The organism is Nocardioides agri, assembly GCF_013778305.1.
In the GTDB taxonomy this organism is placed as follows: Bacteria; Actinomycetota; Actinomycetes; order Propionibacteriales; family Nocardioidaceae; genus Nocardioides; species Nocardioides agri.
This window is the reverse complement of record NZ_JACEIC010000002.1, coordinates 2805633-2823642: the sequence shown is the minus strand read 5'-3', so window position 1 is coordinate 2823642 and position 18010 is coordinate 2805633. Positions and strand designations below refer to the sequence as shown.

General features: G+C 70.4%; 15 protein-coding genes and 1 tRNA gene. 10 read left to right on the top strand and 6 right to left on the bottom strand.

Annotated elements, in window-relative coordinates; all coding sequences use genetic code 11:
* Window positions 1-96: 96 nt before the first annotated feature.
* Window positions 97-684: a helix-turn-helix domain-containing protein gene (locus HZF07_RS18225; protein ID WP_157343600.1), complete on the top strand. Its 588-nt coding sequence runs from the start codon at window positions 97-99 to the stop codon at window positions 682-684.
* A 100-nt stretch (window positions 685-784) separates the two neighbouring features.
* Window positions 785-3583: a LuxR C-terminal-related transcriptional regulator gene (locus tag HZF07_RS18220; protein ID WP_181645357.1), complete on the top strand. Its 2799-nt coding sequence runs from the start codon at window positions 785-787 to the stop codon at window positions 3581-3583.
* Between the two features lie 3 nt (window positions 3584-3586).
* Here HZF07_RS18220 and HZF07_RS18215 read toward each other — a convergent pair whose 3' ends face one another.
* Window positions 3587-4312, bottom strand: a complete 726-nt coding sequence (locus tag HZF07_RS18215; RefSeq protein WP_157343598.1) for a DUF4386 domain-containing protein — start codon at window positions 4310-4312, stop codon at window positions 3587-3589.
* 261 nt (window positions 4313-4573) lie between these two features.
* On the opposite strand from HZF07_RS18215, the gene HZF07_RS18210 reads away from it, so the two are divergent.
* Both HZF07_RS18210 and HZF07_RS18205 read left to right on the top strand, forming a co-directional pair.
* A complete protein-coding gene (locus HZF07_RS18210) occupies window positions 4574-4885 on the top strand; it encodes a hypothetical protein (RefSeq protein ID WP_181645356.1) in 312 nt (103 codons plus the stop codon).
* Window positions 4882-5658 (top strand): DUF2306 domain-containing protein, encoded by a 777-nt coding sequence (locus tag HZF07_RS18205; RefSeq protein ID WP_157343596.1) that lies wholly within the window; start codon window positions 4882-4884, stop codon window positions 5656-5658. The genes HZF07_RS18210 and HZF07_RS18205 overlap by 4 nt, the downstream gene beginning before the upstream one ends.
* 26 nt (window positions 5659-5684) lie before the next feature.
* Here HZF07_RS18205 and HZF07_RS18200 read toward each other — a convergent pair.
* Window positions 5685-5766: transfer RNA gene (locus HZF07_RS18200), tRNA-Tyr, on the bottom strand.
* Between the two features lie 124 nt (window positions 5767-5890).
* On the opposite strand from HZF07_RS18200, the gene HZF07_RS18195 reads away from it, so the two are divergent.
* Window positions 5891-6382 (top strand): YajQ family cyclic di-GMP-binding protein, encoded by a 492-nt coding sequence (locus HZF07_RS18195; protein ID WP_157343593.1) that lies wholly within the window; start codon window positions 5891-5893, stop codon window positions 6380-6382.
* Between the two features lie 16 nt (window positions 6383-6398).
* On the top strand, window positions 6399-7466 hold the full coding sequence (locus HZF07_RS18190; RefSeq protein WP_157343591.1) for a hypothetical protein: 1068 nt from the start codon (window positions 6399-6401) through the stop codon (window positions 7464-7466).
* A gap of 61 nt (window positions 7467-7527) precedes the next feature.
* Here HZF07_RS18190 and HZF07_RS18185 read toward each other — a convergent pair whose 3' ends face one another.
* Genes HZF07_RS18185 through HZF07_RS18170 form a run of 4 tightly spaced genes read right to left on the bottom strand, consistent with a single transcriptional unit; the run spans window position 7528 to window position 11251 of the window.
* The gene (locus HZF07_RS18185; RefSeq protein WP_157343589.1) at window positions 7528-8508 is read right to left on the bottom strand and encodes a sulfate/molybdate ABC transporter ATP-binding protein; all 981 of its coding nucleotides are present in this window, start codon (window positions 8506-8508) and stop codon (window positions 7528-7530) included.
* A gap of 19 nt (window positions 8509-8527) precedes the next feature.
* On the bottom strand, window positions 8528-9337 hold the full coding sequence (locus HZF07_RS18180; protein ID WP_181645355.1) for a sulfate ABC transporter permease subunit: 810 nt from the start codon (window positions 9335-9337) through the stop codon (window positions 8528-8530).
* Window positions 9330-10211 carry a sulfate ABC transporter permease subunit CysT gene (gene cysT / locus HZF07_RS18175; protein ID WP_157343587.1) on the bottom strand — a complete coding sequence of 294 codons (882 nt, stop codon included), beginning with the start codon at window positions 10209-10211 and terminating at the stop codon, window positions 9330-9332. Before cysT ends, HZF07_RS18180 begins: the two co-directional genes overlap by 8 nt.
* A complete protein-coding gene (locus tag HZF07_RS18170; RefSeq protein WP_157343585.1) occupies window positions 10211-11251 on the bottom strand; it encodes a sulfate ABC transporter substrate-binding protein in 1041 nt (346 codons plus the stop codon). Before HZF07_RS18170 ends, cysT begins: the two co-directional genes overlap by 1 nt.
* A gap of 314 nt (window positions 11252-11565) precedes the next feature.
* Between HZF07_RS18170 and HZF07_RS18165 the strand changes: the two genes are divergently transcribed.
* The 4 genes from HZF07_RS18165 (at window position 11566) to HZF07_RS18150 (ending at window position 17937) form a co-directional block, all read left to right on the top strand.
* Window positions 11566-13509 (top strand): 2-oxoacid:acceptor oxidoreductase subunit alpha, encoded by a 1944-nt coding sequence (locus HZF07_RS18165; protein ID WP_181645354.1) that lies wholly within the window; start codon window positions 11566-11568, stop codon window positions 13507-13509.
* A complete protein-coding gene (locus HZF07_RS18160) occupies window positions 13506-14606 on the top strand; it encodes a 2-oxoacid:ferredoxin oxidoreductase subunit beta (protein ID WP_181645353.1) in 1101 nt (366 codons plus the stop codon). Before HZF07_RS18165 ends, HZF07_RS18160 begins: the two co-directional genes overlap by 4 nt.
* A 148-nt stretch (window positions 14607-14754) precedes the next feature.
* On the top strand, window positions 14755-15663 hold the full coding sequence (gene rarD / locus HZF07_RS18155) for an EamA family transporter RarD (RefSeq protein ID WP_309504835.1): 909 nt from the start codon (window positions 14755-14757) through the stop codon (window positions 15661-15663).
* 135 nt (window positions 15664-15798) lie between these two features.
* Window positions 15799-17937: a M6 family metallopeptidase gene (locus tag HZF07_RS18150; RefSeq protein ID WP_157343583.1), complete on the top strand. Its 2139-nt coding sequence runs from the start codon at window positions 15799-15801 to the stop codon at window positions 17935-17937.
* The last annotated feature ends 73 nt before the right edge of the window (window positions 17938-18010 follow it).

Below are 18010 nucleotides of genomic sequence, written 5' to 3'. Positions count from 1 at the left end.
GCCTCACCGACAACGGTTGTTGCCGATCCTGGGAACGAGCGGTGCAATGGGCGGATGGTCGACTCCGGACGCAAGCCCGCATCTGCCAGCGCTTCCATGAGCAGCACCGGCCCCATCGCGGCCGCGCTCGACCAGGTCGGTCCGCGTCTACGGCGTGTTCGCGAGCAGCGCGGCGTCACCCTGACCGAGGTCGCGGACCTGACCGGGATCTCCAAGAGCACCCTGTCGCGGCTGGAGAACGGGCAGCGACGCCCGAGCCTGGAGCTGCTGCTGCCGCTGGCGCAGACCTACCGGGTACCCATCGACGACCTGGTCGGCGCACCCGAGGTGGGTGACCCCCGCATCCGTCTGAGGCCGCGACGCGTCAACGGGCGCACCGTCCTGCCGCTGACCCACCCGGGTGGCATCCAGGCGTGGAAGATCGTCATCCCCACGGACCAGTCGGAGCCGAAGCCGCGCACGCACGACGGGTTCGAGTGGCTCTACGTGCTGTCCGGGCAGATGCGGCTCGTCATGGGCGACCAGGACATCGTCCTGGGCACCGGCGAGGCCGCCGAGTTCGACACCCGGCTTCCGCACTGGTTCGGCAGCACTGGCGACGGACCGGCCGAGGTCCTGAGCATCTTCGGCCGCCCCGGCGAACGGATGCACACGCACGCCAGCACGTCCGAGTCGGCCCACTGACGCAGCAGGCCGCGGGCCGCTCGTCGACCGCCGCGCCGTGGACCCTGTTCTGTCCTACGCTCAGGGGGCGTCGGGTCCGACGCCCAGGAAGGGGAGCCGCGTGGCCGACCCACTGGTGGAGACGAAGCTGCTCCGACCGAGCCCGCGGCGCGACGTCGTCGCTCGACCGCGGCTCGCCGACCTCCTCCAGCGCGCGTCGGACTTCCCGGTGACGCTGGTCTCCGCACCCGCCGGGTTCGGGAAGACGTCGCTCCTCGCCTCCCTGATGGCCACCGGACCGGACAGCGCGGCGGCCGAGCGGCCGATCGCGTGGGTGTCGCTCGACGAGCGGGACCGCCAGGCGACGTCGTACTGGACCTACGTCCTCCTGGCACTCGACCGAGCCCTCCCAGGCTCCGCTGCCGGGGCGCTGACCCTGCTGCAGTCGGGGCAGGTGCCGGTGGAGTCCGTTCTCGCAGGCGTGGTGAACGAGCTGAGCGTGCATGCCGACGAGGTCGTGCTGGTCCTCGACGACTACCACCTGGCCGACGGCGTCGACGTCGCGGCCGGGATGACGTTCCTCGTCGACCACATGCCGGCCCAGTTGCGCCTGGTCATCAGCACCCGGGCCGACCCGGCGCTGCCGCTGTCGCGCCTGCGGGCACGGGGTGAGCTGCTGGAGGTCCGGGCGTCCGACCTGCGCTTCACCGAGGACGAGATCGCCTCGTACCTCAACGACGTCCACGGCTTCGGACTCGCACCTTCGGACATCGCCTCCTTGGAGGCACGCACCGAGGGCTGGGTCGCAGCCCTCCAGCTCGCCGCCATCTCGCTGCGCGGCCGCGACGACCCGTCCGCGTTCATCGCCGGGTTCGCCGGCGACGACCGGTTCGTCGTCGACTACCTCGCCGACGAGGTCCTGACCCGCCAACAGGACGACGTACGCCGGTTCCTCCTCGACACCTCCATCCTCGACCGCCTCACCGGACCCCTGTGCGACGCGGTCAGCCCACCGCAGCGCGCGGGACCCGGCCGCAGCGGCAAGGCGATGCTCGAGAGCTTGGACCGCGCCAACCTGTTCCTCGTTCCACTCGACGCGAACCGGACCTGGTACCGCTACCACCACCTCTTCGGCGACGTGCTCCAGTCGCACCTGCTCGAGGAACGACCCGGCGACGTGCCCGAGCTCCACCGTCGCGCTGCCGACTGGTACGCCGGAGCCGACCAGGTCGAGTCAGCCGTGCGGCACGCATTGGAGGCGGGTGACCACGATCGCGCCGCGGTCCTCATCGAGAGCTCCTTCCGGGATCTCGGCCGCGAACGGCGCGAGGACCTCCTCCGCCGCTGGGCACACCAGCTGCCCGACGACTACCTGGACAACCGTCCGGTCCTCGCGATCGCGCTCATCGGCGGCCTCATGTCCAGCAACGAGTTCGCTGGCGTCGACCAGCGCCTCGACCACGTCGAGGCGATGCTGACCAGGCCTGCGGCCGAGCTCGTGGTCGTCGACCCCGACGAGCTCGCCCGGGTCCCGGCCGCGGTCGAGATGTACCGCGCGGCTCTCGCGCTCATCGACGGCGACCCAGCCGGCGCCATCGCCCGCGCGCAGCGTGCCCTCGACACAGCTGTCGACGGCGACCACCTGGCAGTCGGAGCGGCGGCGGCACTGTCCGGTCTGGCGTCCTGGTCGACCGGAGACCTCAAGGCGGCGCACGCCAGCTACGCCCGGTCGATCCCGGCCCTCACCCGCGCCGGGCACATCGCGGACGTGCTGGGCTGCTCGATCGCCATCGCCGACATGGAGCTGCGCCTGGGCCGGCTGCGCGACGCCGAACGTACCTTCGCCCACGCGCTCGAGCTGGCCCAGGCCAACACCCCCGCCGGAGAGACCGCCATGCGAGGCACCGCCGACATGCTCGTCGGCCTGAGCCGGGTGGCCTGGTACCGCAACGACCTGAGCGCCTCCGCGGAACACCTGCGCCGTTCCGACGAGCTCGGCGACGCCGCGGCACTCGCCCAGAACCCGTACCGCTGGCGCGTCGGCATGGCCAGGCTCCGCGCCGCCGAGGGCGACCTGACCGCGGCCCTGGAGCTGCTCGACGAGGCCGAACGGGTCTACGTCGGCGACTACTCCCCGAACGTTCAGCCGGTGCACGCGTCCCGCGCGCGGGTCCTCGCCGCCCAAGGCGACCTCGACCAGGCGCGCGCCTGGGCGCGCGACCACGGGGTCTCGGTCGATGACGAGCTGTCCTACTTCCGCGAGTACGAGCACGTCACCCTCGCCCGGGTGCTGCTGGCAGAGCACGCCGTCACCGAGACCCCGGAGCCGCTGGACGCCGCGGTCGCTCTCCTGGACCGTCTGCTGGCTGCGGCCACCGGTGGCGGACGGGTCGGCTCCGTCATCGAGCTCGAGGTGCTCCGTGCCAGTGCCTACGACGCGAACGGGGACCGAGGCGCAGCGCTCGATGCCCTCCGTCACGCTGTGGAGCTCGCTGCGTCCGACGGCTGGGTTCGAGTGTTCGTCGACGCGGCCTCGGGGTTGACGCCGCTGCTTCTCGAGGTCGCGGACGGCGAGCCCCGGTCGGGGTTCGTGCACGAGCTACTCGTGGCCGTGACGGCCAGCCTCCCCCCGGCCGAGGAGCACCGCGCCGCTGCCGCGTCGACCCCGGTGTCCCCGCCACCACGACGCGCTGAGGAGATCGCTCCGGTCGATCCGCTGAGCGACCGGGAGCTCGACGTGCTGCGACTCCTCGGCTCGGACCTCGACGGCCCAGCCATCGCCCGCCACCTCGTTGTCTCCCTCAACACGGTCCGGACCCACACCAAGCACATCTACGCGAAGCTCGGGGTGAACAACCGTCGCGCCGCCGTCAGCCGGGCACACCGGCTCGGGCTCCTGGCGGGGTCCGGGAGCCGGTGAGCCTCAGCCGGTCGCTGCGAGCGTCGGCGCCAGGTGCGCCGGCGCGCGAGACGGCGCCTGGAATCCCTTGACCAGCAACCAGATCGGCAGAGCCAGCGCCTCGAAGAGGCCACCAGGCACGAGAAGGGCCTGACCCGCCCCGGAGTCCATGTCCAGGACACCGAGAAGGTCCAGCGGGACCCCGACCGCGAGGCACGCGTAGCCGACGAGGCCGAGCAGCGCGATGGGACGCGGAACCAGCCTCGATACGAACAGCAGGTACGTGAGGACGAGACCGCCGGCAGCCGTCGGGATGTACACCCACAACAGGTGGTTGGGCACGACCTCCAACCGGACCAGCAGGTAGATGCCGCAGGCGGCCGAGACGACGAGCTCGACGACCCGCAGCACGGGGTACCAGAGGGCCAGCCGGGCGTCGACCGGCTTCAGGACGGGGTACATGAGCAGGCCGATGCCGACGACGGCGACTCCCGCGCAGATCATGAACAGGACGCCCACTGTCAGCGACGTGCGGCTGGCGTCGCCGTCCGTGAACGCCGAGATCAGACTGGTGCCGACGATGGCGGTCGCCATCTGGACGAAGAACAGGATGCCGACCGTGGTCGCGGTGCTACTTCTCGAGCTCATGACGAGCTCCCCTCTGCCGATGGCAACGCCAACGGCACTCGCGAGATGGCACCTGCACGGCAAGCGGCCGACAGGCGTGTTCAGACGCGAGATGAGTGCCATGCGGCAAAGGTCGAGACCTGGGCGACCACCACGTCGTGTGCGTTCTCTCCGAGAGTCCTCCCGCACGTGGGCGACCACAACCCTTGTTGCCGAACCCGGGAAGTCGAGCCGGACCCTGCGGGTCGTGCCGGCGGCAGGATTCACCACCCGGGTCACCACATGATGTGACGACCACTCACCGCTTCCGCTTCTAGCTTGCAGGCATCAGGACGACATCAGCACACGCTGAGCAGTCGGGACCAGCAAGAGGGAGCACCACCGGTGAACAGCCACTCCGTCGGCCACGACGAGGCCGGTCTGTACGAGATCCGCCTCGAAGGACGTCTGGACGAACGGTGGTTGGCGTGGTTCGACGGCATGACGCTCGCCAGCGTGCCCAACTCGAGCCCGGAGAGCCCCGGCACCGCCGGGCAGGGCGTCATCACGATCCTGCGCGGCCCCGTCGCGGACCAGGCCGCCCTGCACGGGATGCTTGCCCGGCTTCGAGACTTCGGAATGCCGCTCATCTCCGTCACCCGCGTCGAGCCTGGGTCGACTGACGATGCTCGCGTCGACCCCGGGAGCGACCGATGAAGCAGCTCCCGACCCGCGCGCCCATCCCCCGCCGCACCGACGCGCGTCAGGACCGGAGCCGCGCGAGCTGGCCGGTGCCCCTCGCGCTCCTCGCCTTGAGCTTCATCCCGCTCACGGCCGGCACCTTGCGTCTCGTTCAGCTCGCCGGCGGCCCCGCGGTCATCCCTGCCGACGACCGGTTCACCGGGTTCCCGGTCGCCCTCGTCGTCCACATCGTCGGCGCCGCAGTCTTCGCGCTGGCCGGCATCCTCCAGTTCGTGCCCCGGTTCCGCCGCCAGCACCAGACCTGGCACCGGCGCGCCGGGCGTGTGCTCGCCGTCGCCGGTCTCGTGGTCGCCGGGTCTGCGGTCTGGCTGACAGTGGCGTACTCACCGAAGCCGGGCACCGGGGATGTCCTCTACACGTTCCGGCTGGTGTTCGCCTCCGCCATGGTGGGCGCCATCGTTGTCGGGGTCCGCGCCGCCCGCACCCACCAGATCCCCGCCCACCGCGCCTGGATGATCCGCGCCTACGCCATCGGCCTCGCCGCCGGCACCCAGGTCGTCACCGAGCCGCTCGGCGCCGGCCTCCTCGGCACCGGCGACGTCCGCGACGACCTCGCGAAGGGTGCCGGCTGGGTCATCAACCTCGCCGTCGCTGAATGGGCCATCCGCCGCCGTCCCCGGTTGGCCCGCGAACGACGCCCCCGAACGGCTGGGAGGCGACATCTCCTCGGGGCAGGTCCTCGCAACTCCAGCGATTGGTTGCGCAATGCCGAGAGCCCCGCACAGTGACCTGTGCGGGGCTCTCGTCCCGTGTGTGGCAGGTGCAGGATTCGAACCTGCGAAGGCAAAGCCGACGGATTTACAGTCCGCTCCCATTGGCCGCTCGGGCAACCTGCCGGGGTGTGTCGAGACGACCTGTTTGGCCGTCCGGCGACAACGCGAAACAATAGCGCAGCCACATCTGGAGCAGGAAAACGCCAGGCCCCTCCACCGAACGGGGCCGGCCCGAAGAGGAGAAGACATGGCCGACTCGTCGTTCGACATCGTCAGCAAGCTCGACCGCCAGGAGGTCGACAACGCGCTCGGCCAGGCGGCGCGGGAGATCGCCACCCGCTTCGACTTCAAGGGCACCGGCGCCACGATCGAGTGGCAGGGCGAGCACGCGATCGAGATCTCGGCGTCCGCCGACGACCGCGCGAGCGCCGTCCTCGACGTGTTCAAGGACAAGCTGGTCAAGCGCCAGCAGAGCCTGAAGATCCTGGACGCCTCCGAGCCGCGCCAGTCCGGCCAGCAGAGCAAGATCTCGATCGCGCTCAAGGAGGGCATCTCGTCCGAGGACGCCAAGAAGATCTCGAAGCTGATCCGCGACGAGGGCCCCAAGGGCGTCAAGGCGCAGATCCAGGGCGACGAGCTCCGCGTCTCGTCCAAGAAGCGCGACGACCTGCAGGCCGTCCAGGCCCTCGTCCGGGCGCAGGACTACGACTTCGCGGTGCAGTTCACCAACTACCGCTAGCCCGCCGACGTACGCCGTGCGCACTCGGGCGCTGCTGGTCGTGCTCGCCGTCACCGCCGTCCTGGCCGGGGCCGGCTGCACGGACGACGCGCCCGGGTCGGGCGGCCTCCCGGCCGACACCACGAGTCGGCCACCGCCGGAGCCGGCGGACCCGCCGGCGCCGTTCCGGGCCGCCGACCCGCGCCTGCCCGTGGGCTGGACCCGGGCGCAGTGCGCCGACCTGACAGCCCGTGGCAACACCGGGCTCGTGGTCCGGCTGGCGGTCCCTCCGGCGTTCGTGCCGACCGAGAGCGACGGGCGCAGGTGCTCCTTCGTGCGCGCGTTCGCCCGCGAGCTCACGATCTCCTTCGGCCCCGGCCCGACGCTGGGCTCGGTCAAGGCCCGCGACGTCGACCCCTACACGCCGTCCGGCCAGGGCGACGGCCAGCTGGGCGAGGTCTCGTACGCCGCCGACGTGCCGGTGTACGGCGACCACCGCGGCGAGCGGCTCGACTACTTCTGCTTCTGCGACGGCCAGAACCTCCAGGAGCGCACGGTCCTGGCCCGCGGCGTACGCGTCTCGTGGACCACGCCGCACGGCAAGGACAGCCGCGACGACCTCTTCGATCAGGTCACCGCCAGCGTGGCGCTCGTGCGCGGTCGCACCAGCACGTGCGCCGGGCACGGGCGCACCGCCACCTACCGGCCGCCGGTGCCGCAGACCGAGTCCGTCGACAGCTTCCAGGGCCGGTGCCACCTCTACCTGCGGCCCGGGCGCGGGTCGCTGCAGCGGTACGCCGAGGTCGTGCCCGTGCCCAGGAGGTCGCTCGACGACCTGGCGGCGGCGCTGCGCCGCCTGAAGCGGGTGCACGACGTGCGGCTCGAGCGCGGCGTGGCCGTGCTGGACGGGCGACCCGCCGACCGGCTCACCTGGCGCCACACCCGCGACAAGGTGTCGCTCTACAACGACCCCGCCGGCACCTGGCGGCTGGTCGCCCTCGGCACGCCGGACCTCCGGGTGACGTGGGGCGCGCGACCGGGCCAGTGGCGCCGGGAGGCGGACGTCGTGAGCCGGTTCGTGGGCTCCGTGCACCTCCTGCCCTGAGCGCGTACGCCGAGCCGGCGCGCTCCCCCGGGTGCGGGAGGAGCGCGCCGGCGCGGCCGCCTCAGCCCGCTGCCGCCGCCATCTTCGGGACCGTGGTCGCCCCGGAGGCCGCGGACACCCAGACCCGGACGCCGGGCTCGAGCCCGAGCTGGCGGGCGTGGGTGCGGGTCAGCAGCACGTTGACCTCGTCGCCGTCGTCGGTGAGCACGGTGATGCGCACCTCGAACCCGACGCGCAGGACCCGCGAGATCGAGCCCTCGGCGGCGCCGGCCTCCTGCGGGGTGAGCGACAGGTGGACGTCGTGCGGCCGCAGCAGCACCCCCCCGAGGCTGGTGGTCTCCCCCAGGAAGCCCATGACGAAGTCGTTGGCCGGCTCGTCGTAGAGCTCGTCGGGCGAGCCGACCTGCTCGACCCGGCCCTCGTTGATCACCACGATCTCGTCGGCGACCTCCATGGCCTCCTCCTGGTCGTGGGTCACGAAGACCGTGGTCACGTGCACCTCGTCGTGGAGCCGACGCAGCCAGTCGCGCAGCTCCTTGCGGACCTTGGCGTCCAGCGCACCGAACGGCTCGTCGAGCAGCAGCACGGTGGGCTCGACCGCGAGCGCCCGGGCGAGCGCCATCCGCTGCCGCTGCCCGCCGGAGAGCTGCGAGGGCAGCCGGTGGGAGAACTGCGAGAGGTGGACGAGCTTGAGCAGCTCGTCGACCCGAGCGGCGATCTCGTCCTTGGGCCGCTTGCGGATCTCCATGCCGAACGCCACGTTCTTCGCGACGGTCATGTGCTTGAAGACGGCGTAGTGCTGGAAGACGAAGCCGACGTTGCGCTTCTGCGGCGGCAGCTTCGTCGCGTTGACGCCCTCGATGGTCACCTCGCCGGTGTCGGCGGTCTCGAGGCCCGCGATGACGCGGAGCAGGGTGGACTTGCCGCCGCCGGACGGACCCAGCAGGGCCGTCAGCTGCCCGGTCGGGATGGTGAGGCTGACGTCGTCGAGGGCGACGAAGTCGCCGTAGGTCTTGGTGACTCCGGTGATGTCGATGCTCATGTCTGTTCCTCTTCCTGCGTCAGTTCTCGTCCTGGGGGCGGAGCACGGCGACCACGACCAGACAGGCGATGCAGACCATCACCAGCAGGAACGCGATCGCGTAGGCCGAGCCCTGCGCGAAGTTCTGGTACTTCTCCTCGACCATCAAGGTGGCCGTCTGGCTGCGGCCGCTGACGTTGTCGGACACGACCTTGACCGCGCCGAACTCGCCCACGGACCGCGCGAGGCTGAGCACCACGCCGTACACGAGCGCCCACTTGATGCTGGGCAGGGTGATCCGCCAGAAGGTCTGCGGGGCGTTGGCCCCGAGACTGCGGGCGGCCTGCTCCTGCTCGTCGCCGACCTCGGTGAGGGTCGGGACGACCTCACGGATGACCAGCGGGAGCGCCACGAAGCAGGTGGCCATCACCAGACCGGGTGTCGCGAAGATGACCTGGAACCCGTTGTCCTCCAGCGTCGTGCCGAACCAGCCGTCGCGACCGTTGTAGACGAGGACGAGCGCGAGGCCGACCACCACCGGCGACACCGAGAGCGGGACGTCGATCATCGCGGACAGCAGCCGCTTGCCCGGGAACTCGTAGCGCACGAGCAGGATCGAGATCGTCAGGCCGAAGACCAGGTTGATGATCACCGCGATGCCGGCGACCTGCGCGGTCAGCAGGAGCGCGGAGACGACGTCCTCGTCGTTGAAGGCGTCGCGGAGGTTGTCGAGGCCGCCCTCGAAGGTACGGCGGAAGAGCATGCCGACCGGCCAGGCCACGAGGAAGAACACGTAGCCGATCGCCAGCAGGCGGAGCGTCCAGCGGACGGGAGCGGAGACCTTAACCACGGCGCGACACCCGCCTCTGCACGATGTCGAGCACCACGATCACGAACAGCGCGACCGCCAGCATGATCGAGGCGACGGCCGCCGCCGACGCGTAGCTGCCGTTCTCGATGAACGACAGCATCCGCACCGACGCGACCTCGGTCTCGTTGGGGCGGTTGCCGCTGAGCAGCACGAGCGAGCCGTACTCCGAGATCGCCCGGGCGAAGCTCAGTGCGGCGCCCGCGGTGATCGCGGGGACGAGGCTCGGCAGGATGATCCGGCGGAAGATCGTGCTGCGCCGGGCGCCGAGGGAGGCCGCGGCCTCCTCGACGTCGGCATCGAGCTCCTCCAGGACCGGCTGCACCGCGCGGACCACGAACGGCAGCGTGACGAAGGCGAGCGCCAGAGCCACCGACTTCTGGGTGAAGGCCCAGTGCACGCCGATCGGGCTGTTGGGGCCGTAGAGCGCCAGCAGCACCAGGCCCGCGACCACGGTGGGCAGCGCGAACGGGATGTCGATGATGACGTTCATGATCGCCTTGCCCGGGAACCGGTCGCGGACCAGCACCCAGGCGATGATCGTGCCCATCACCACGTTGATCACCGTGACCAGCGCGGCCTGGCTGACGGTCAGCTTGAGCGCGTTCCAGGTCTGCGGATCGGTGAGGACGTTGACGTAGTTGGCCCAGCCGCCCGCGGCCGCCGACGCGACGATCGCGGACAGCGGGACCAGCACGAGCAGGCTGAACCACAGCATCGCGATGCCGAGCCCGAGGCCGGCACCGGGGGTCAGGGTGTTGCGGGGCTTCGTACGACGCGCGCGGCGAGGCCGGCCCCCGTCATCGGGGACCGGCCGGCCTACGTCGAGCGTCGCCCCGGAGAGGGCGGCTGACATCACTCATCGCCCTCCTTGCCGAGGTCCTGCTGGAGCTTGGTGATGATGCCGAGGGGGTTGCCCTCCTGGCCGTCGCCGAAGTACTTGTCGGCGGCCTCGCCCCAGCCGTTGAAGTTGTCGTCGATCGTGTAGAGCGTCTCCGGCGCCGGGAACGGGTCGGAGGGGTCGTTGGCGCCCTCGACCTCGGGGATGTCGACGTCGTCGATGACCGGACGGAAGCCGGAGGCGGCGTAGTCGGCCTGCGCCTCGGGACCGGTGATGAACTCCAGGAACGCCTTCGCGGCGTCGCCGGCGTCGGTGGTCACCGCGGCGGGGTTCTGGATGAGCAGCGTGTCCGGCGGGACGATGTAGTCGACGTCCGCGCCGCTCTGCTTGGCGAGGATCGCCTCGTTCTCGTAGGAGAGCAGCACGTCGCCGCTGCCGTCGGTGAACGCGGTGGTCGCCTCACGGCCGCTCGAGGGGAGGGCGATCGTGTTCTTCAGCAGCTTGGTGAGGAACGCCGAGCCGGCGGCCTCGTCGTCGGCGCCGCCGGTCGCGTGCGCCCAGGCGGCGAGGATGTTCCACCGCGCGGAGCCGGACGAGCCGGGGTTGGGCGTGATGACCTCGACGCCCGGCTTCACCAGGTCGTCCCACGTCTGGATGTTCTCGGGGTTGCCCTTGCGGACCACGAACACGACGACCGAGGAGGTCGCGATGCCGTTGGTGGCGTTGTCCTTCCAGTCCTCGGCGACCAGGCCCTCCTTGACCAGGCGGGTCACGTCGGTCTCGAGCGAGTAGTGGACGACGTCGGCCGGGGAGCCGGCCACGACGGCCCGGCTCTGGTCGCCGGAGGCGCCGTACGACGGCTCGAAGCTCACGCCCTCGCCGGCGTCGGTGCCCTCGAAGTCCTTGAACACGGGCTCGTTGGCGGCCTCCATGACGGAGAACGCGCTGAGATGGATGGTCTCGCTGGAATCGCCACCGCTCGCCTCGGACGAGCAGGCGCTCAAGGCCAGCACCCCGGCGCTCAACGCAGCCGCAACCTTGATCGCAGTCTTCATGATCGATCTCTTCCTGTGACCCCCGCACCCGGGGTTTCTGGTGAATAACGAGCACTCTACTCGACTTAGGTTGTTTAGTACGGCCACCCGTCTCACTTTTCGACATGTGTCGTGACTCACAGGCCCCAGGGCGACCGATGGCAGAGACAGCGCCGCCCGCCGGAGTGGGCCGTCTATCGTGGCGGGTGGCTCACGGTGCGATGGGGCAGAACTGGAACGTGTTCCAGTTCTGACGTACCGCGGGTACGATCGAGGGGCCGCGACGCCTGTGCACGGCGTACGCGGGACGCACAACAGACGGAGGGACGCGCACCGTGTCCAAGCAGGTCAAGCAGCTCGACCGGGTGATCATCCGGTTCGCGGGCGACTCCGGTGACGGCATGCAGCTCACCGGCGACCGGTTCACCCAGGAGTCCGCAGTCTTCGGCAACGACCTCGTGACGTTGCCGAACTTCCCCGCGGAGATCCGCGCGCCCCAGGGCACGCTGCCGGGTGTCTCGTCGTTCCAGGTCCACTTCGCGGATCACGACATCCTCACCGCGGGCGATGCGCCGGACGTGCTGGTGGCGATGAACCCGGCGGCGCTCAGGGCCAACCTGGGCGACCTCCCCAAGGGCGCCACGATCATCGTGGACACCCACGACTTCACCCCGCGCAACCTGACCAAGGCCGGCTACGACGCCAACCCGCTCGACCAGCTCGGCGACGCGAACGACCCGCTGGGCGAGTTCTCGGTGCAGCCGGTCGACCTCACCGGCATGACGGTCGAGGCCGTCAAGGAGTTCGGCCTGTCGCGCAAGGACGCCGCCCGCGCGAAGAACATGTTCGCGCTCGGGCTGCTGTCCTGGATGTACGGCCGCCCGACCGACCCGACGATCACCTTCCTCGAGAAGCGCTTCGCCAAGGTCGCCGACATCCGCGACGCCAACATCACGGCGTTCAAGGCCGGCTGGAACTTCGGCGAGACCACCGAGACGTTCGTCGTCCAGTACGAGATCAAGCCGGCCCCGATGGCGCCGGGCACCTACCGCAACATCACCGGCAACCTGGCGCTCTCCTACGGCCTGATCGCCGGCGGCGTGCAGTCCGGGCTCCCCGTGTTCCTGGGCTCCTACCCGATCACGCCGGCCTCCGACATCCTCCACGAGCTGAGCAAGCACAAGGCCTTCGGCGTCACGACGCTGCAGGCCGAGGACGAGATCGCCGGCATCGGCGCCGCCATCGGCGCGTCGTTCTCGGGCTCGCTCGGCGTGACCACCACCTCCGGTCCGGGCATCGCGCTGAAGTCCGAGGCGATCGGCCTCGCGGTGATGACCGAGCTGCCGCTCGTCGTCGTCGACGTCCAGCGCGGCGGACCGTCCACCGGCCTGCCGACCAAGACCGAGCAGGCCGACCTCCTGCAGGCGATGTTCGGCCGCAACGGCGAGGCGCCGGTGCCGATCGTGGCGCCGCAGTCGCCCGGCGACTGCTTCGACGCCGCCCTCGAGGCCTGCCGGATCGCGATCACCTACCGCACGCCGGTGATGCTGCTCTCCGACGGCTACCTCGCCAACGGCTCCGAGCCGTGGCGGATCCCGGAGGTCGACGACCTGCCGGCGATCGACCCGAGGTTCGCGACCGAGCGCAACAAGACGGTGGTCGCCAAGGACGGCACGGAGTCCGAGGAGTACTGGCCCTACCTGCGCGACGAGGAGACGCTCGCCCGCCCGTGGGCGATCCCCGGCACCGCCGGTCTCGAGCACCGCATCGGCGGCATCGAGAAGGCCGACGGCACCGGCAACATCTCCTACGACCCGGCCAACCACGACCTCATGGTCCGGACCCGCCAGGCCAAGGTGGACCGGATCGCCGAGTCGCTCCCGCCGCTCGAGGTCGACGACCCGTCCGGTCGGGCCAAGGTGCTGGTGATCGGCTGGGGCTCGACCTACGGCCCGATCGGCGCCGGCGTACGCCGCGTGCGCAAGGCCGGCTTCAACGTGGCGCAGGTGCACCTGCGCCACCTCAACCCCTTCCCGAAGGACCTCGGCGAGATCCTCGAGCGCTACGACAAGGTGCTCGTGCCCGAGATGAACCTCGGCCAGCTCTCGCTGCTGCTGCGCGGCAGGTACCTCGTCGACGCCATCGGCTACAACCAGGTCAACGGCATGCCCATCAAGGCCGCGGCGCTCGCCGAGGCGATCGGCGGTCTCGTCGCCGACGCCGAGGGCGTCACCGTCGACCTCACCCCCGCTTCGATCAGCACGGAGGCTGCCCAGTGAGCACCACCCAGCTGCCCTTCCCCGGCCTCCGGTCGGGCGTCGAGCTCGTCCCGACCAGCGACCAGCCGCAGACCGGCAAGGAGTACACCTCCGACCAGGAGGTGCGCTGGTGCCCCGGGTGCGGTGACTACGCCGTGCTCAAGGCCGTGCAGGGCTTCCTGCCCGACCTCGGCCTGCGCCGCGAGAACATCGTGTTCGTCTCCGGCATCGGCTGCTCGTCGCGGTTCCCGTACTACCTCGACACCTACGGCATGCACTCGATCCACGGCCGCGCGCCGTCGATCGCGACCGGCATCGCCACGGCCCGCGAGGACCTGTCGGTGTGGGTCGTCACCGGCGACGGCGACGCCCTCTCGATCGGCGGCAACCACCTGATCCACGCGCTGCGCCGCAACGTGAACATGACGATCCTGCTCTTCAACAACCGGATCTACGGCCTCACCAAGGGCCAGTACTCCCCCACCTCCGAGGCCGGCAAGGTCACCAAGTCCACCCCGATGGGCTCGGTCGACCACCCGTTCAACCCGGTCTCGCTGGCCTTCGGCGCCGAGGGCTCGTTCGTCGCCCGCACCATCGACTCCGACCGCAAGCACCTCACCTCGGTGCTCTCGGCGGCGGCGGCGCACCGCGGCACGTCGTTCGTGGAGATCTACCAGAACTGCCCGATCTTCAACGACGGCGCCTTCGACGCCATCAAGAACGCCGACACCAAGGCCGACGCGATCATCCCGCTCGTGCACGGCGAGCCGATCCGCTTCGGCGCCCCCGACAGCTCGGGCAACGGCGCCAAGGGCCTGATCCGCGACTCCGAGACCGGCGGCGTGAAGATCGTCGAGGTCGCCGACGTGGGCGAGAGCGCGATCCTCGTCCACGACGCGCACAACCCCGATCCGTCCACGGCGTTCGCGATCTCGCGGCTCACCGACTCGGGCTACCTCAACCAGTCGCCGATCGGCATCTTCCGCCAGGTCGAGCGGCCGTCGTACGACGACCAGGCGCGGGCCCAGATCAGCACCGCCCGGGCCGCCGCGCCCGGCGAGCCGGCCGACCGGCTCGCCGCGCTCATCGGCGGCGGCGACACCTGGACGATCGTCTGAGCAACCCCGGTGTCGAGGGGGGACGAGGTCCCGTCTCGGAGCCACGAAGGTCCCCGCCCGAGAGCGGGGACCTTCGTGATTGCGGACTGCGCGCCCGCTCGACGGATACCCGTCCGTCGGACTGAACAACCCCACCTATCCTTGGCGGGTGCCAGACCCCCGCCGCGGCTTGCTCTTCGGCGTCGGGGCATACGTCCTGTGGGGCCTCTTCCCGCTCTACTGGCCGCTGCTCGAGCCGGCCGGCGCGGTCGAGATCCTCGCCCACCGGGTGATCTGGTCGGCCCTGACGATGCTGCTGCTGGTGGCGCTCGTCCGGCGCGCGCCGCAGCTGCGCGAGATCTGGCGGGTCCGCCGGGTGCGGGTGCTGCTGACGATCGCCGCGGCGGTGATCAGCGTCAACTGGGCCACCTACATCTGGGGCGTCAACAACGGGCGCGTGGTCGAGACCTCGCTCGGCTACTTCATCAACCCGCTCGTCACCGTGCTGATGGGGGTGCTGATCCTGCGCGAGCGGCTGCGCCCGTTGCAGTGGGTCGCGATGGGCATCGCCACCGGCGCGGTGGTCGTGCTCACCCTCGACTACGGACGGCTGCCGTACGTCGCCCTCGTGCTGGCGCTGACGTTCGGCAGCTACGGGCTGTGCAAGAAGACCGCCAACGTCGGCGCGGTCGAGAGCCTCACCTTCGAGACCGCCGTGATCGCGCCGTTCGCGCTGTCCTACGTGCTCTGGCTCGGCCTGGCCGGGTCGTCGAACTTCGCCAGCCACGGCACCGGCCACGCGCTGCTGTTCCTGACCACCGGCGTCGTGACCGCCGTGCCGCTCATCTGCTTCGGGGCGGCCGCGACCCGGGTCTCGATGGTCACGCTCGGCCTGCTGCAGTACCTCGCCCCGATCCTCCAGTTCGCCCTCGGCGTCTTCTGGTTCCACGAGGACATGCCGGCCGGTCGCTGGGTCGGCTTCGTGCTCGTCTGGATCGCGCTCGTCCTCTTCACGTTCGAGGCGATCAACCACCGGCGGCGCCAGCTGCGGCTGACCGTCGAGGCCAGCGCGGTCTGATCGTCGCCCGATCGTTACCTTCTCGTGACCTTTGCCGGTCTTGTCCACGCTGCCCCGGCATGATCACCTGCTATGACAACTCAAGCGCAGGGTCCGGCTGTCGCGTAACACTCGTGCGTCCCGGAGGTAACCCCTGTGCAGTCACCCCATCCTCGCCGCTGGTTCGCCGCGGCCCTGTGCGCCGGCCTCGGCCTGGCGCTCCTCTCGCTGACACCCCCAGCGTCCGCCGCGCCCCTCAACGTGCCCGGGGAGCCGACCCTGACGCTGCCGATCAACGACAGCGAGGCCGGCGGCACCTACGACCAGGACTTCGTCCGTGCCTACGCCGGCACCACCCCCGACGGCACGCCGGTCTACATCTACGTGCCGGCGGGCACCCCGCTCGACGGCAGCGCGCCGACCGGCGTCGCCAGCCTCGACCCGTCGTACGACCCGACCCCCGGTGACGAGTTCGTGCCCTGCGCCGACTCCGACGTCGCGGACTACACCCTCACCCAGGCGCAGATCGACTACCTCGGCGACCAGCTCTCCAACCAGATCGTGGCCGTCGACGAGGAGCACTACGGCGAGATGGACGCCGCCGACCCCTCGCAGCCGGCCAGCGACTCCCTGGTGATGGTCGTCTACAACGTGCAGGACGCCAACTACTACGACTGCGCCGAGACGACGTACACCGCCGGCTACTTCGCGCCGGAGTACATCGACTCCTCGGGCATGAACGTCATCGTCATCGACGCGTTCGACTGGGCCAACCGGGTGGGCCCGGACGACTCCGAGTGGCGTGACGACGACCCGAGCAACGACCAGGCGACCCTCTACGAGGGCGTCGTGGCCCACGAGCTCGAGCACCTGCTCCACAACTACAGCGACCCGGGCGAGCTCTCCTGGGTCGACGAGGGACTGGCCGACTTCGCCGTCTTCCTCAACGGCTACGACGTCGGCGGGTCGCACCTGACCTACCAGCAGGTCTTCTACGCCGACACGTCGTTGACCCGATGGGGAGGCGGCCTGCAGAACTACGGCGCGGCGTACACCTTCTTCCAGTACCTGTGGGAGCAGGCAGGCGGCAACGGCGACGGCACGTACGCACCCGACCTGCAGTACGACGGCGTCGCCGGGGACCTGCTGATCAAGACCATCTTCGAGGAGCAGGCCGACGGCATGGAGGGCGTGCAGAACGCCATCGACACCTACAACGCGGCGTCGCCGGGTCCCGACCTGCGCTCGGCCAAGGAGCTGTTCCAGGACTGGGCGGTCGCGGTCTACCTCGACGACGAGGGCTCCAACCGGTTCGACATCCGCGCCGTCGACTTCGGTGACCCGCAGTTCACGTCGTGGACCATCGACATCGCCGACGAGCTGTTCTGGGAGAACCGCGGCAGCAGCCAGGGCGCCCAGCCGGACGCCAAGTGGGAGCGCCGCAAGAACGGCCAGGACGCCACGGCGGTGCCGTTCGGCATGCAGGTCGAGCGCTTCCGCAACCCCGGCCCGAACGTGTCGGTCGACTTCACCGGCGACCCGATCACCCAGGTCGCTCCGCACACCGGGACGACGCACTGGTACGCCGGGTACGAGAGCCAGTCCGACAACGTCCTGAACGTCGACGTGACCGGCCCGGTGAGCTCGCTCGACTTCTGGAGCTGGCACTTCATCGAGGAGGGCTGGGACTACGGGTTCGTCGAGGCGCTGGTCAACGGACAGTGGGTCACCGTGCCGGTGGTCGACGACTCCGGCACCGACATCACCAGTGATGACAACCCGCACGGCAACAACCCGACGGGCAACGGCATCACCGGCACCTCGGGCGGTGCGTACTTCGTGGACGACCCGGTCTACGTGCACCTGACCGCGCAGCTCCCGGCCGGGGCCACCGACGTCCGGTTCCGCTACTCCACCGATGCGGCGTACCTCGACACCGGCTGGTTCGTCGACGACGTGATGGTCAACGGCGCGCCGGCCACGCTGAGCTCGGCCGCGGGTGAGTGGTTCCAGACGACCGGCATCCAGGACAACAACTGGACCGTGCAGATCGTGTCCAGCTGCGACCTGACGCCGGGCACGACCTCGACCGGCGAGATCGTCGACAACGTGGGCAACTACGTGTACCGGTACGAGGGTGACACCTTCGCGTCCGGCGCTCTGAAGACGAAGTGCGCGAACGGGCCGAACCGGGACTTCGCCGTCATCGTCTCCAACCTGCCCACCGGCGACCTCACGGTGCTCAACGCCGACTACGACCTCCGCGTGCGGAACCTGGGAGGGGGCAAGCGCTGAGGTCACGAGGAGGCATCACCACCTCCTCGACAGGCGGCGGCCCGGGCGACCGGGCCGCCGTCGCACGTCCGGG

Bases quoted from the DNA above. Each gene is read 5' to 3' on its own strand.
- HZF07_RS18225 (WP_157343600.1), top strand. From the start codon at position 97: ATGAGCAGCACCGGCCCCATCGCGGCCGCGCTCGACCAGGTCGGTCCG.
- HZF07_RS18195 (WP_157343593.1), top strand. From the start codon at position 5,891: ATGGCCGACTCGTCGTTCGACATCGTCAGCAAGCTCGACCGCCAGGAG.
- HZF07_RS18170 (WP_157343585.1), bottom strand. From the start codon at position 11,251: ATGAAGACTGCGATCAAGGTTGCGGCTGCGTTGAGCGCCGGGGTGCTG.
- HZF07_RS18205 (WP_157343596.1), top strand. From the start codon at position 4,882: ATGAAGCAGCTCCCGACCCGCGCGCCCATCCCCCGCCGCACCGACGCG.
- HZF07_RS18215 (WP_157343598.1), bottom strand. From the start codon at position 4,312: ATGGCACTCATCTCGCGTCTGAACACGCCTGTCGGCCGCTTGCCGTGC.
- HZF07_RS18185 (WP_157343589.1), bottom strand. From the start codon at position 8,508: ATGAGCATCGACATCACCGGAGTCACCAAGACCTACGGCGACTTCGTC.
- cysT (WP_157343587.1), bottom strand. From the start codon at position 10,211: ATGTCAGCCGCCCTCTCCGGGGCGACGCTCGACGTAGGCCGGCCGGTC.